The organism is Pseudomonas salmasensis (assembly GCF_014268375.2).
Classification (GTDB): Bacteria; Pseudomonadota; Gammaproteobacteria; order Pseudomonadales; family Pseudomonadaceae; genus Aquipseudomonas; species Aquipseudomonas salmasensis.
Map to the genome: position 1 here is coordinate 3,841,242 of NZ_CP077083.1, position 13,582 is coordinate 3,854,823.

The window sequence follows — 13,582 nt, forward strand, 5'->3', positions numbered from 1 at the left end:
GCTCGCTCCTACTCCGGCCAATGCCACGCCGGCGCATCCAAAATGCCCTGCCCCACAATCCGCGTTTCCCCCATCACCTTCTCCAACACAATCGAATTACATCCCTCATCCTGCTGCAACGCCGCAATCAGCCGGCTGGCATGGCTCACCACCCACACCTGGCACTGCTTCGAGGCCTGGATAATCAAGCGCGCCAATGCCGGCAACAAGTCCGGGTGCAGGCTGGTCTCCGGCTCGTTCAGCACCATCATGGTCGGTGGCCGGGGCGTCAGCAGCGCGGCGATCAGCAGCAGGTAGCGCAGGGTGCCGTCCGACAGCTCCGCCGCCGACAATGGGCGCAGCAAGCCTTCCTGATAGAACTCGATGGCAAAGCGTCCGCCCTGCAACGGTTCGATATGCAACCGTGCGCCGGGGAAGGCATCGCTGACCGCGTGCTGCAAGGCCTCGGCATCGCCCACTTCACGAATCGTCTGTAACGCGGCCGCCAAGTCCCGACCGTCGTGATGCAGCACCGGCGTGCGCGTGCCTAATTGCGGTTGGCGTACCGGCGCATCCACATCGCTGCGAAAGTGATCATAAAAGCGCCAGCCACGGATGCTTTCGCGCAGCAGCAGCACTTCCGGCGAACCGCGCAGGCTGCCCACTTGATCGAACAGGCTGTGATAGTTGGGCGTGTGCTGGGCCAGTACGTCCCAGGCGCGGCCATCACGGGCGCGTACCATCGGCCCCGAACGCTGAACCAGCAGGCTGGCTGGGCGGTAGAGGGGGCCGGCCCAGATACATTCTTTTTTAATCTCCGGGTCCAGTTTGAACTCGCTGCCGGGAACCGGAATGGGCATGCCCAGGGAGATGGCGTAGCTGAAGTCCTCCCCGGCAAAACCCAGGCGCAAGCGTTTGACACCCTGGGCGACCACGGCCTCCACCGGTACTTCGCCATTGCGCATGCGCCGGCTGATGTTTTCCGGCCCGGCCCAGAAGGTCGAATCCAGCCCGCCTTCGCGGGCCAGCGCATTGATCACCCCGCCCTGGGCGGTTTCGGCCAGCAGGCGCAGGGCGCGATACAGGTTGGACTTGCCGCTGCCATTGGGCCCGGTCACCAGGTTCAGCCGGTCCAGGGGCACCACCAATTTGTTGATCGAGCGGTAATTGGCCACCGCGAGGGTTTTAAGCATGTGCATTTAGTCAGCATGGGAACCATTGGAGTATGGGATCCTCCATGCAGATAAGGAACCCTGATCTAAGCTCACAGTCGCATACACACTTGCACGTCGGCATCACGCAAAAGGAGCCTGCATGGGCGGTCGCACTTCGACATTTATTTTCAGCCTTGGCCTCCTGGCCCTGCTCAGCGGCTGCGGCCAAGACAAAGCCGAGCCCAAACAGCATTCGCGGGTGTTCGTGCAAACCGTGCAGTCGGCGGATTTTGCCGCGGCGGTGACGCTGACCGGCGATATCCAGGCGAGGGTGCAAACCGATCTGTCCTTTCGCGTGGGCGGCAAGATCATCCAGCGCATGGTCGACGTGGGCGACCGCGTCACGGCCAGGCAAGTCCTGGCCAAGCTCGACCCCAAGGACCTGCAAACCAACGTCGATTCGGCCCAGGCCCAGGTCGTGGCCGAACAGGCGCGCGTCAAGCAGACTGCCGCCGCCTTCGTGCGCCAGGAAAAACTCTTGCCCAAAGGCTATACCAGCCGCAGCGAATATGACGCCGCCCAGGCCGCGCTGCGCAGCAGCCAAAGTGCCCTGGCCGCTGCCCAGGCGCAGTTGGCCAATGCCCGCGAACAATTGGGCTACACCTCGCTGATTGCCGATGCCCCGGGCATCATCACTGCGCGCCAAGCCGAAGTCGGCCAAGTGGTACAGGCCACCGTGCCAATCTTCAGCCTGGCCCGCGATGGCGAGCGTGACGCCGTGTTCAACGTGTATGAGTCCCTGCTGGTGGAGCCGCCGCCCGACGCGCCGATTACGGTGAGCCTGCTGGACAACCCAAGCATCAAGGCCGTGGGCAAAGTGCGCGAAGTCACGCCCGCCGTGGCCGCCAATACCGGCACCGTCCAAGTGAAGATCGCCCTGCAAAGCCTGCCCAAGGGCATGGAGCTGGGGTCGGTGGTCAGCGCCACCGCCAATGGCCCGGCCAAGGCGAGCATCGAGCTGCCTTGGTCGGCGCTGACCAAAGACCTCAACGAGCCGGCCGTGTGGCTGGTGGACGGCGAAGGCAAGGCGCAGTTGCACAAGGTCACCGTGGCGCGCTACCTCACCGGCAAAGTGATCATCGGCGAGGGCCTCAAAGGCGGTGAAAAAGTCGTGATAGCCGGTGGGCAATTGCTGCACCCCGGCATGGTCGTCGAAATCGCCCAACCCGGAGCGCAGCCATGAAGCAACTGACGCTCATTTTCGCCGCCAGCCTGTTGCTGGCGGCCTGCTCCAAGGAAGAGGCGCCGCCCGAACCCATACGGCCCGTGCTGTCCATGGAAGTGAAGGCCGAAGACCAGGAAAACCTCGGTCGTTTCGCCGGCACCATCCAGGCCCGCTATGAAAGCAACCTGGGGTTCCGTGTGCCTGGCCGCATCGCTCGTCGCGCCGTGGATGTCGGCGCCGAAGTGGAGAAGGGCGCTCTGCTCGCCGTGCTTGACCCCACCGACCAGCAGAACCAATTGCGCGCTGCCCAGGGCGACCTGGCGCGCGTACAGGCGCAGTTCATCAACGCCCAGGCCAACGCTCGCCGGCAACAGGAACTGTTCAACCGTGGCGTCGGCGCCCAGGCCCAGCTGGATGTGGCCCAGACCGATCTGAAAACCACCCAGGCGACCCTCGACCAGGCCCGAGCCTCGGTCAACCAGGCCAAAGACCAGCTCAACTACGCCGAACTGCGCACCGACCATGCCGGCATCGTCACCGCCTGGAATGCCGAGGCCGGCCAGGTGGTCAGCGCCGGCCAGCAGGTGGTGACCCTGGCCCGTCCGGACATCAAGGAAGCAGTGATCGACCTGCCCGCCGGCCTGGCTGAACGCTTGCCTGCCGATGTGGTGTTCCTGGTCGCCGGCCAACTGGACCCCAGCGTGCGCACCACCGCCGTGGTGCGTGAGATCGAGCCTCAGGCCCAAAGCGCCACTCGCACCCGCCGCGCACGCCTGAGCCTGGCCGAAACCCCAGCCGCGTTCCGCCTGGGTACGGCCATCAGCGTGACCTTGAGCACTGCCATCGCCCCGCGCATCGAGCTGCCCCTGAGCGCCTTGCAGGAAGTGGACGGCAAGACCCGCATCTGGTTGCTCGACACCCAGAGCCAGACCGTGCAACCGCGTGAAGTCACGGTTATCAGCCGTGATACCCGCAGCGCCTTGCTCAATGGCAGCGTCAAACCTGGCGAGCGCATTGTCACTGCCGGCGTGAACAGCCTGAAACCTGGGCAAAAAGTCAAAATCGACGAGGACAGCCCGCGATGAAAGGGAGCTTCAACTTATCCGACTGGGCCCTCAAGCATCAGTCCTTCGTCTGGTACCTGATGTTCGTCGCGCTGCTGATGGGCGTGTTCTCGTACATGAACCTGGGCCGTGAAGAAGACCCCTCGTTCACCATCAAGACCATGGTGATCCAGACTCGCTGGCCGGGCGCAACCCAGGAAGAAACCCTCAAGCAGGTCACTGACCGCATTGAGAAGAAGCTCGAGGAACTCGACTCCCTCGACTACGTGAAAAGTTACACCCGGCCGGGCGAGTCCACGGTGTTCGTGTTCCTCAAGGACACCACCAGCGCCAAGGCCATCCCGGAGATCTGGTACCAGGTCCGCAAGAAGATCGATGACATTCGCGGCACCTTCCCCCAGGGCTTGCAGGGGCCGTCGTTCAACGATGAATTCGGTGACGTGTTCGGCTCGGTGTACGCCTTTACCGGCGATGGCCTGTCGATGCGCCAGCTGCGTGACTACGTGGAGCAGGTGCGCGCCGAAATCCGCTCGGTGCCGGGGCTGGGCAAGGTCGAGATGATCGGCCAGCAGGACGAAGTGATTTACCTGAATTTCTCCACGCGCAAACTCGCGGCCCTGGGGATTGATCAGCGCCAGGTCGTGCAAAGCCTGCAATCGCAAAACGCCGTGACCCCCGCCGGGGTGATCGAGGCAGGACCCGAACGCATCTCCGTGCGCACCTCCGGGCAGTTCGCCTCGGAGAAAGACCTGGCCAACGTCAACCTGCGCCTCAATGACCGTTTTTACCGGCTGGCGGACATCGCCGACATCAGCCGTGGCTATGTGGACCCGGCGCGGCCGATGTTCCGCTTCAACGGCAAACCGGCGATTGGCTTGGCCATCGCCATGCAGAAGGGCGGCAATATCCAGTCGTTCGGCAAGGCCCTGCACGGGCGCATGGACGAGCTGACCGCCGACCTGCCGGTGGGCGTCGGCGTGCACAAGGTGTCCGACCAGGCCGAAGTGGTGGAGGAGGCGGTTGGCGGCTTCACCAGCGCATTGTTCGAGGCGGTGATCATCGTGCTGGTGGTGAGCTTTATCAGTCTCGGCATGCGCGCCGGGTTGGTGGTGGCGTGCTCGATCCCGTTGGTGCTGGCGCTGGTATTTGTGTTCATGGAATACAGCGGCATCACCATGCAGCGCGTGTCGCTGGGCGCGTTGATCATCGCCCTCGGCCTGCTGGTGGATGACGCGATGATCACGGTGGAGATGATGATCACGCGCCTGGAAAAAGGCGAAACCAAGGAGCAGGCGGCGACTTACGCCTATACCTCCACGGCCTTCCCGATGCTCACCGGCACGCTGGTGACCGTGGCCGGCTTCGTGCCGATTGGCCTCAACGCCAGTTCGGCGGGCGAGTACACCTTTACCCTGTTCGCGGTGATTGCCGTGGCGATGCTGGTGTCATGGGTGGTGGCGGTGCTGTTTGCGCCGGTGATCGGCGTGCATATCCTCAGCGCCAATGTGAAACCGCACAACGCCGAGCCGGGGCGCATTGGCCGTGCCTTCAATGGCGGCATGCTGTGGGCCATGCGCAACCGTTGGTGGGCGATTGGTATCACTGTGGCGCTGTTCGTGGCTTCGGTGTTTTCCATGCAGTTTGTGCAGAACCAGTTCTTCCCGTCGTCGGACCGCCCGGAAATTCTCGTCGACCTGAACCTGCCGCAAAACGCCTCGATCAACGAGACGCGCAAGGCCGTTGACCGCCTCGAGGCGATCATCAAGGACGACCCGGACATCGCCCGTTGGAGTACCTACATCGGCCAGGGCGCGATTCGTTTCTACCTGCCGCTGGACCAGCAGTTGGAAAACCCCTACTACGCGCAGTTGGTGATTGTGAGTAAGGGCCTGGAAGAGCGTGGCGCCCTGATCGCCCGCCTGCAACAGCGTCTGCGCGATGATTTTGTCGGCATAGGCAGCTACGTGCAGCCGCTGGAAATGGGCCCGCCGGTAGGGCGGCCGATCCAGTACCGCGTGTCTGGCAAAGACATCGACCAGGTGCGCAAGCACGCCATCGAACTGGCGACCTTGCTCGACCAGAACACCCACCTGGGCGAGATCATCTACGACTGGAACGAGCCGGGCAAAGTGCTGCGGGTGGACATCGCCCAGGACAAGGCGCGGCAATTGGGGCTGTCGTCGGAAGACGTGGCGCAGTTGATGAACAGCGTGGTCAGCGGCGCTGCGGTGACCCAGGTGCACGACGATATTTACCTGATCAACGTGGTCGGCCGCGCCGAAGATGCCGAGCGGGGCACCCCGGAAACCTTGCAAAACTTGCAGATTGTTACGCCCAACGGCACCTCGATTCCACTGCTGGCGTTCGCCACCGTGCGTTACGAGCTGGAGCAGCCGCTGGTGTGGCGCCGCGACCGCAAGCCGACCATCACTATCAAGGCCGCCGTGCGCGATGAGATGCAGCCGACCGACCTGGTCAAGCAGTTGGCGCCGACCATCGAGAAATTCAGCGAAGGCTTGCCGGTGGGCTACAAAGTCGCCACCGGCGGCACCGTCGAAGAAAGCGGCAAGGCCCAGGGGCCGATCGCCAAGGTGGTGCCGTTGATGCTGTTCCTGATGGCCACGTTCCTGATGATCCAGTTGCACAGCGTGCAGAAGATGTTCCTGGTGGCCAGCGTCGCCCCGCTGGGGCTGATCGGCGTGGTACTGGCGTTGATCCCCACGGGCACGCCCATGGGCTTTGTGGCGATCCTGGGGATCCTGGCGCTGATCGGCATCATCATTCGCAACTCGGTGATTCTGGTCACACAGATCCACGAGTACGAAGAGGCCGGCTACACGCCGTGGGATGCGGTGGTGGAAGCCACCGAGCACCGGCGCCGGCCGATTCTGCTGACGGCCGCCGCTGCGAGCCTGGGCATGATCCCGATTGCGCGGGAAGTGTTCTGGGGGCCGATGGCCTACGCGATGATAGGCGGGATCATCATTGCGACGTTGCTGACGTTGCTGTTTCTGCCGGCGCTGTATGTGGCCTGGTACAAGATCCGCGAGCCGAAACAGGCACATCAGCCACAACAGGATTAATTCTGTAGGAGCGAGCTTGCTCGCGAAAAACGTCAACGATAACGCGTGCTTCCTGAGTAAACGCGGCGCCTGTGAGTTTTTCGCGAGCAAGCTCGCTCCTACAAAAAAGCCTTAACTGACTGAGGCTGTGTGAAGCTTCTGAAAAATCCCAGCGTTGCCCTGGCTGATCCTTGCATGTTGTACCCTCTGGTGCTCATTCCAAACCCAGGTCGATCCTCATGCAGTGCCTGCGTTTCACCCTGCTGTTTTGCGCGTTGCTCCTTGCACCGCCTGCCTTCGCCGCCACCGTACTGGAAAACCCCTTGTGGCGCGTCGAACTCGACCCCGCCACCCTGGCGCTGCGCGTAACACCCGCTGGCCAGGCCTCGGTGCAGGCCTCCAGCGGTGTGGCCGCGCATGCCGTCAGCCACTTGCAGAACACCCCCAACCAAGCCACTTGGCAATGGGACAACGGCGCCTATCGCCTGAGCGCCCGCCTGGAGCAGCGCGACCTGGCCCTGACCATCAACGCCCGCGCGCCCGGTGAGCTGGCCCTGCTGCGCCAGCCCGCCGAGGCCATGGGGCGAGGGTTGATCTGGCCCTTGGCCGAGGGGCATTACGTGCCTGCCGGCAATGCCCTCTGGAAGGCGTTTCTGCTGGAGCGGGGTGAGCTCAATACCACCCAGGACCTGAGCCTGCCGCTGTGGGGCATGGATCACGCTGGCTTCACGTTGAACTGGCTGTTGACCAACCCCTACAACAACCGCCTCCAATGGCAAGCCGACGGCAACGGCCTGGCCCTCTCTGCGTCCCATGAATTCACCTCGCTGGCGCCCGACGCGCCGATGACGCTGCGCCTGTACCTGGGCGATGCCGACCCGTTGGCTGGCGCCAAGCGCTACCGCCAGTGGCTGGTGGAGCAGGGTCGCTATGAGCCATTGGCGGACAAGCTGCGGCAGACGCCCGAGGCTGAAAAGTTACTGGGCGCCAGCCACCTCTACCTGTGGGGCAACAGCCTGCTGGCGCTGGACGATGTGCGTGACTGGTCGAAGTTCATCACGCTGTTGCGCGGTCATGAGCTCAAGGGGCTGATGGACAACGAAACCTTGCAGGTGCTGGGCAAAACCACGGCGTTGAACCGTTATGAGCAGACGCTGCTGTTACGCGGCGTCAATGCGGCCATCAACAACAAGGTGCGCCAGGCTTGGCAAGTGGAGACGCCAGACATGGCCCGGCTCGCCGCGCGCTACGGCGAGTTGCGCAGCGAATTGGCGGTGGACTTTGCCGGGGCGCTTAGCCACCCCCCCGAAACCTGGGGCAACAAAGCCATTGAGTCTCTGCGAGACGCGGGATTACCGCGCCTGTTATTGACCCTGGGCGGCGGCTGGGAAGGCGGCCTGTGGCACCCTGAAGCGATTCGTGCAGGCGTTGACGCCGGTTACTTGATGGCGCCCTACGATTCCTACGAGACTGCCTTGTCAGCCACAGAGAACCCCGACTGGACCACCGCCCATCTGGGCGCCAAGGCCTACCGTGACTGCGCGATTGTGTTGAAAGACGGCAAGCTCAAGACCGGCTTCCAGAAATCTGGTCACTACACCGACCCACGTTGCGTGCGCCCTTTGTTAGAGGCGCGGATCAAGGCAGTGCAAGCCAAGGCCGGGTTCAATGCCTGGTTTCTCGATGCCTATGCCACCAGCATGCTGTTCGACAGCTACCGCGACGGCGCCCCCATGACCCAGGCGCAAAATGCCGAGGGCAATATCGATGCGTCGCGCTGGCTCAATACGGTGCGCAAATTACCCACAGGCTCCGAAGACGGCAACGCCATCACCGCCCAGGGCATCCTGTTCGCCCACGGCATGCAGACCCCGGTGATCGGCTGGGGCGACCCAGAGATGACCCAGGACAAACAGTCGCCGTACTTCGTCGGCAGTTGGTTCCCACCGGAGCAACCCGCGGTGTTCTTCAAGTCAGTGCCGTTGAAAGAGCCGTTTCGCACGGTGTATTTCGAGCCGACGATGCGCCTGCCGTTGTATCAGGCGGTGTTCCACGGCTCGGTGATCACCACCCACCATTGGCTGTTCGACAGCCTCAAGCTGAGCAATGTGCAGGGCGACAACGAGCTGACCCAACTGCTCTACAACGTGCCGCCGCTGTACCACCTCAGTGCGGCGACGCTCAAGGCGCGGCTGCCGATTATTCAGCGTCAGGACCGGTTTTTCCGGCCGTTGCACCAGCGTTTGGCGACCCAGGCGATGACGGATTTTCGCTGGCTGAGCGGCGACAAGCAGGTGCAGCAAACCACCTTTGCTGATGGGACGCGGCTGGTGGCGAATTTTTCGGTGGTGGAGAAAGAGGGGTATGCCGGGCGCAGTGTGACGGTGCTGGTGGAGGGTAAGAAGCCGGTGGTGTATCAGGTGAAATAGCGCTGCCCTTTACGGCGCCATCGCGGGCAAGCCCGGCTCCCACAGTGAAATGCATTCCAAAGGTGGGAGCTGGCTTGCCTGCGATGAGGCCGGAACAGGCGATGCAGCACTAAGCTTTACGCCACACACTCGCCAACCAAGGCTGCTGTTCCCGCGGCAACCCGGCCGGCCGGTAATAATGCTCCAGCTCTTCAAACCCAGCCGCAGTCAGCAAGGCCTGCCACGCCTGCAGGTCGTGATAGGAGCCATACCTTGGCCCATTCCAGCCTTCCTGGTTGTCACCCCGAGGGTTGGAGCTGAACAGCACGCCCCCAGGCTTCAACGTGCCATGCAGTTGCTTGAGCACGCGCGGCAATTCCTGCCTGGGAATATGAAACAGCACCGCATTGGCAAACACCCCGTCAAAGCGCGCAGCGGGCAGGTCCAGCTTGAGAAAGTCCTGCTGCAACACTTCACAGCCGCTGTCTTCGCGGGCCATCTGCGCAAAGCGCTCGGAGCCATCCAGGCCCACGGCGATATGCCCCATGCGCGTAAACGTCTGCAAATCCCGCCCTGGCCCACAGCCGAAATCCAGCACGGTAAACGGCGGCGTGCCCTGGATATGCCGCAGCAGCGCGTCGATGTTCTGGCTCACATCGTGATCGCGGGTGCCTTCACGGAAGTCTTCGGCCACCTTGTTGTAATGGCCCAGGGTGGTGGCGGTGATCTGGTTGAGGTCGTCGGGAGCAAGTTTCATGGCATGGCGCACGGCTGCAGCTGAGGTAGCGGGACTATACCCCGGCCCACTCTTGAGTTGAAAACCGTGTATCCGCTGTAGGGCGCTTCACGGCGTTCGCAGTGCGCGCATCCGACAGACCGCCACGGGAAATTATGGGTAAGATTCGGCCCTCATGTGCAGAGGGATATACATCCATGGAAGAGGAAAAACGTTCACCCGTTGGCAACGACACCGCGCCGAACAAGGTCGACCAATACGCCACGAGATTGAGCAATGGCCTGTTGTGGCTCAATGAGCGTGCCTGGCCGCTGACGGTGGGGATTCTCTCGGTGGCAGGCCTGTACCTGTACCAGTACATCCAGATGGAAAAGGTGCCGCTGAGTATCCTGTCGGCGTCGGCGTTCACCGCATTGCCGGCGATGTTCGCCATGTTGGTATTTGTGATTGGCATGATGGGCGCATCGATCCTGGTGCCCACGTTCATCTTGTTCACGCGCCTGAACGGCACCGGTGTGCGCCTGAGTGATCAACTCAATCTCAGCCCGCAATCGCCGCAGGAGACGGCCCAGCACAGGCGTTTACTGGGGCATTGGGCGGCCAGCCTGTTGGTGATGTTTGTGTTCTGGATGTCCGCCGTGTACCTGTCCGTGAACGCCGAAAGTGGGCTGTTGCTGACGCTCAGTTGGATCGTGGCGATCATGGCGGCGGTAGTCGCTTATGTCGGCATCATTATTCGTGCGCGTCCCGCCGATGTTGCCCTGCGTGATTTGTCCGGCGAGTTCTGGCTGGCCAGTGCTGGCGCCGGGGTGGTTCAAATGGTGGTCATTCTGATGGTGACGGTGCCGGTCTCCCGCGCCTTCAGCGAGTACTCTGACAGCGCCGTGTTCTTTGCGCCGTTCATGGCCGCCGAAATGGCTGTGCTGTTTCTGATCCAGGGGAGCGCCGCCTGCCTGGTGGTGCGCATGCGCGTTCAGAAAAACCCGGTGGCGTTCGCTTCATTGGTGGCCTTTGCCCTCATCGTTTTACTCGGGCTGATCCCGGCGAGCGGGGCCAAGTTGGGCGGCCTGCCGCTGCAAGGCTCCGCCTCGGGAGGGCGCGTTTGTACGTTGATGACCTGGGCGGCAGAGGCCAAGGTCCCCGGCGCACTGGTAGACGCCGACAACCCCAAGCGCAGCGTAAAACTGCGGGTGATGGCCGACTCGGATGGCAGCTATATCGTGCGGCCCTGGCAAGCCAAGGAAAAAACCATCACCTTCGTGCCCCGCGCCAGCGTTGCCCAACTGGATGAGTGCCCGTGACGTCAGCGCTTGTTCAATACCCGCGCCAAGCGGTCCCCGCTCAGCTGGATCAGCGCCACCAGCACCACCAGCAGCACAATCACCGTGAGCATGATCTGCGTATCGAAGCGCTGGTAGCCATAGCGATAGGCAATATCGCCCAGGCCACCGGCACCAATCGCCCCGGCCATGGCCGATGAGTTGATCATGGTCACCAGGGTGATGGTGAAGCCGCCGACGATGCCGGGGAGCGCCTCTGGCAACAGCACATGCCAGATGATGTGCCAGCGGCGGCAACCCATGGCCTGCGCGGCTTCGATCAGGCCATGGTCGACCTCGCGCAGGCTCACTTCGGCGATGCGCGCAAAGAACGGCGTGGCGGCGATGGTCAGCGGTACCACTGCCGCCCAGACGCCATAGGTGGTGCCGACGATCAGGCGCGTGAACGGGATCAGCGCCACCATCAGGATCAGGAACGGAATAGAGCGGAACAGATTCACGAACGCTCCCAGCACGCGGTTAAGGGCCGGTGCCTGGTAGATGCCGCCCTTGTCACTGGTGACCAGGAACACCGCCAGCGGAATGCCCACCAGCAGCGCGATCAGCGACGACACCCCCACCATCAACAAGGTGTCGATGGCACCCTGCACTAAACGATCAAACCACATAGCCCAGCACCTCCACCTGTTGTGCCCAATTGGCCGCGCGTTTGCGCAGTTCTTCGCCGTTGTGCGGCGATGCATTCACTGCCAGCAGCAGTTGCCCCAAGGCATGCCCCTGGATGCGTTCCACGCCGCCTTGCAGCAAGCGCACGCGGCCACCGAGGGCGCTGAACAGCGCCGCGAGGTCTGGCTCCTGGGTGTCGCTGCCGGTGAACTGCAAGCGCAGCACCAGTGCGGCGTCGGCCGAGGCGGGCGAGGGTTGCAGGCGGCTGTGCAACTCTGGCGGCAAGCCGTGTTGCAGCGGTGCGAGGAGGGTCTTGCTGACCTCATGTTGCGGATCGCCAAACACCTGCCACACCGGGCCTTGCTCGACGATACGCCCGTGTTCCAGTACCACCACGCGGTCGCAGATGTCGCGGATCACCGCCATCTCATGGGTGATCAGCACGATGGTCAGGCCCAGGCGCTGGTTGATCTCGCGCAGCAGGCCGAGGATCGACTGGGTGGTTTCCGGGTCGAGGGCCGAGGTGGCTTCGTCGCACAGCAGAATCTCGGGGTCGTGCACCAGCGCGCGGGCGATGCCGACACGCTGTTTCTGCCCGCCGGACAGCTGCGCCGGGTACGCCTTGTGTTTGTCTTGCAGGCCTACCAGCTCCAGCAGTTCATGCACCTTTCGCGCGCGTTGCGCCTGGGGCACACCGGCGACCTTGAGTGGCAACTCGACGTTCTGCCACACGGTCTTGGCCGACATCAGGTTGAAGTGCTGGAAGATCATGCCGATGCGTCGGCGCAGCGCCACCAGGTGGTCTTCATCGAAGCCGCCGATGTCCACCTGGTCGATCAGCACCCGCCCGCTGCTGGGCTGTTCCAGGCGATTGATGGTGCGGATCAGCGACGACTTGCCGGCGCCGCTGCGGCCGATGATGCCGAACACTTCGCCCCGCTGGATCGCCAGGTCAATGCCTTGCAGCGCATGCACCGTGCCGTCATAGGTTTTGCCCAGTTTGATGAACCGCACATGGGCGCGGTTCAAGTCCGGGTGCAGTTCAGTCTGTTCGGCGTGGCTGGGCGCGTGCTCCAGGTCGCGCAAGCGGGCGTTGGCGGCACTCATGGTTGAGCTTCCCAGCCGACCTGGTAGAGCTTGCCGAGGGACTTGTCCAAGGCCGCACGCACCACCGGCGAGTGCTGGTAGATATCGACGAACTTGATCACTCGTGGGTCGGTTTTGCTCTTGGGCTGGATCACGAACTGAATCACGTATTCCGGGTGGTCGAGGCCGTCGAACAACAGCGCCGACTCGGCATCGAAGGTCTTGGACAGGCGGATATACGCCGGGTAGCCCTGCACCAGATCGGCGTCGTCATAGGCGCGCACCAGTTGCACGGCTTCCACTTGCAGGATCTTGATGTTTTTGGGGTTGGCGACGATGTCTTCTTCGGTGGCCTTGTAGCCCACGCCCGGCTTGAGGGTGATCAGCCCGGCCTTGGCCAGCAGTTGCAGGCCGCGACCGCTGTTGATCGGGTCGTTGGCAATCGCCACGCTGGCGCCTGCGGGCAGCTCGTTAACGCTTTTGTATTTTTTCGAATACAACCCGACGTTGTTGATAATGCCCGGCGCGTACGGCACCAGGTCAAACCCGGCGGCTGCCTTGGCGTTTTCCAGGAAGGGGATGTGCTGGAAGTAGTTCACGTCGATATCGCCGGCGGCGAGGCTGACGTTGGGCGCGATCCAGTCGGTGAACTCCACCAGCTCGACCTTCAGGCCTTGCTTGCCGGCTTCTTCTACGGCGGCTTCCAGCGGAATGGCGAAGGCGGCGGTGGTGCCGATTTTCAGCGGGGCGTCGGCGGCAAATACCGCCGAACTGAATAAGCCAAGGGCTAGGGCCAGTGCTTTGACTGGGTGGTTTAAGAATGTCTTTTTCATAGTGGATTCCAATTGTAGGAGCGAGCTTGCTCGCGAAAAACTGGAGGGCGCCTCGGCATACCAGGCGGCCCGCGTTATCGTTGACGGTC

At 62.8% G+C, this 13,582-nt stretch carries 10 protein-coding genes; 5 read left to right on the top strand and 5 right to left on the bottom strand.

Annotation, left to right across the window (positions count from 1 at the left end):
• Nucleotides 1-8: 8 nt before the first annotated feature.
• Entirely contained in the window at nucleotides 9-1,172 is a 1,164-nt protein-coding gene (locus HU731_RS17255; RefSeq protein WP_186606529.1) for an AAA family ATPase, read from the bottom strand.
• Between the two features lie 121 nt (nucleotides 1,173-1,293).
• Between HU731_RS17255 and HU731_RS17260 the strand changes: the two genes are divergently transcribed.
• The 4 genes from HU731_RS17260 to HU731_RS17275 all read left to right on the top strand — a co-directional run bounded on the left by HU731_RS17260 (nucleotide 1,294) and on the right by HU731_RS17275 (nucleotide 8,913).
• A complete protein-coding gene (locus HU731_RS17260; RefSeq protein WP_034125475.1) occupies nucleotides 1,294-2,376 on the top strand; it encodes an efflux RND transporter periplasmic adaptor subunit in 1,083 nt (360 codons plus the stop codon).
• Nucleotides 2,373-3,443, top strand: coding sequence for an efflux RND transporter periplasmic adaptor subunit (locus HU731_RS17265; RefSeq protein WP_186606372.1), 1,071 nt, complete (start codon nucleotides 2,373-2,375; stop codon nucleotides 3,441-3,443). The genes HU731_RS17260 and HU731_RS17265 overlap by 4 nt, the downstream gene beginning before the upstream one ends.
• On the top strand, nucleotides 3,440-6,505 hold the full coding sequence (locus HU731_RS17270; protein WP_186606373.1) for an efflux RND transporter permease subunit: 3,066 nt from the start codon (nucleotides 3,440-3,442) through the stop codon (nucleotides 6,503-6,505). The genes HU731_RS17265 and HU731_RS17270 overlap by 4 nt, the downstream gene beginning before the upstream one ends.
• Before the next feature lie 218 nt (nucleotides 6,506-6,723).
• Nucleotides 6,724-8,913, top strand: coding sequence for a glycoside hydrolase (locus HU731_RS17275; RefSeq protein WP_186606374.1), 2,190 nt, complete (start codon nucleotides 6,724-6,726; stop codon nucleotides 8,911-8,913).
• 109 nt (nucleotides 8,914-9,022) lie between these two features.
• On the opposite strand, the gene HU731_RS17280 is transcribed toward HU731_RS17275, so the two are convergent.
• Nucleotides 9,023-9,649, bottom strand: a complete 627-nt coding sequence (locus tag HU731_RS17280; RefSeq protein WP_186606375.1) for a class I SAM-dependent methyltransferase — start codon at nucleotides 9,647-9,649, stop codon at nucleotides 9,023-9,025.
• A gap of 176 nt (nucleotides 9,650-9,825) precedes the next feature.
• On the opposite strand from HU731_RS17280, the gene HU731_RS17285 reads away from it, so the two are divergent.
• Nucleotides 9,826-10,929, top strand: coding sequence for a hypothetical protein (locus HU731_RS17285; protein ID WP_186606376.1), 1,104 nt, complete (start codon nucleotides 9,826-9,828; stop codon nucleotides 10,927-10,929).
• 2 nt (nucleotides 10,930-10,931) lie between these two features.
• Here the strand turns inward: HU731_RS17285 and HU731_RS17290 are convergent, their stop codons facing one another.
• Genes HU731_RS17290 through HU731_RS17300 form a run of 3 tightly spaced genes read right to left on the bottom strand, consistent with a single transcriptional unit; the run spans nucleotide 10,932 to nucleotide 13,493 of the window.
• Nucleotides 10,932-11,576 carry a methionine ABC transporter permease gene (locus tag HU731_RS17290; protein WP_186606377.1) on the bottom strand — a complete coding sequence of 215 codons (645 nt, stop codon included), beginning with the start codon at nucleotides 11,574-11,576 and terminating at the stop codon, nucleotides 10,932-10,934.
• Complete coding sequence (locus tag HU731_RS17295) at nucleotides 11,566-12,681, bottom strand: methionine ABC transporter ATP-binding protein (protein ID WP_186606378.1); 1,116 nt, start codon at nucleotides 12,679-12,681, stop codon at nucleotides 11,566-11,568. The genes HU731_RS17290 and HU731_RS17295 overlap by 11 nt, the downstream gene beginning before the upstream one ends.
• Nucleotides 12,678-13,493 carry a MetQ/NlpA family ABC transporter substrate-binding protein gene (locus HU731_RS17300; protein ID WP_186606379.1) on the bottom strand — a complete coding sequence of 272 codons (816 nt, stop codon included), beginning with the start codon at nucleotides 13,491-13,493 and terminating at the stop codon, nucleotides 12,678-12,680. The genes HU731_RS17295 and HU731_RS17300 overlap by 4 nt, the downstream gene beginning before the upstream one ends.
• Nucleotides 13,494-13,582: the final 89 nt, after the last annotated feature.

Bases quoted from the DNA above. Each gene is read 5' to 3' on its own strand.
- HU731_RS17255 (WP_186606529.1), bottom strand. From the start codon at position 1,172: ATGCTTAAAACCCTCGCGGTGGCCAATTACCGCTCGATCAACAAATTG.
- HU731_RS17260 (WP_034125475.1), top strand. From the start codon at position 1,294: ATGGGCGGTCGCACTTCGACATTTATTTTCAGCCTTGGCCTCCTGGCC.
- HU731_RS17265 (WP_186606372.1), top strand. From the start codon at position 2,373: ATGAAGCAACTGACGCTCATTTTCGCCGCCAGCCTGTTGCTGGCGGCC.
- HU731_RS17270 (WP_186606373.1), top strand. From the start codon at position 3,440: ATGAAAGGGAGCTTCAACTTATCCGACTGGGCCCTCAAGCATCAGTCC.
- HU731_RS17275 (WP_186606374.1), top strand. From the start codon at position 6,724: ATGCAGTGCCTGCGTTTCACCCTGCTGTTTTGCGCGTTGCTCCTTGCA.
- HU731_RS17280 (WP_186606375.1), bottom strand. From the start codon at position 9,649: ATGAAACTTGCTCCCGACGACCTCAACCAGATCACCGCCACCACCCTG.
- HU731_RS17285 (WP_186606376.1), top strand. From the start codon at position 9,826: ATGGAAGAGGAAAAACGTTCACCCGTTGGCAACGACACCGCGCCGAAC.
- HU731_RS17290 (WP_186606377.1), bottom strand. From the start codon at position 11,576: ATGTGGTTTGATCGTTTAGTGCAGGGTGCCATCGACACCTTGTTGATG.
- HU731_RS17295 (WP_186606378.1), bottom strand. From the start codon at position 12,681: ATGAGTGCCGCCAACGCCCGCTTGCGCGACCTGGAGCACGCGCCCAGC.
- HU731_RS17300 (WP_186606379.1), bottom strand. From the start codon at position 13,493: ATGAAAAAGACATTCTTAAACCACCCAGTCAAAGCACTGGCCCTAGCC.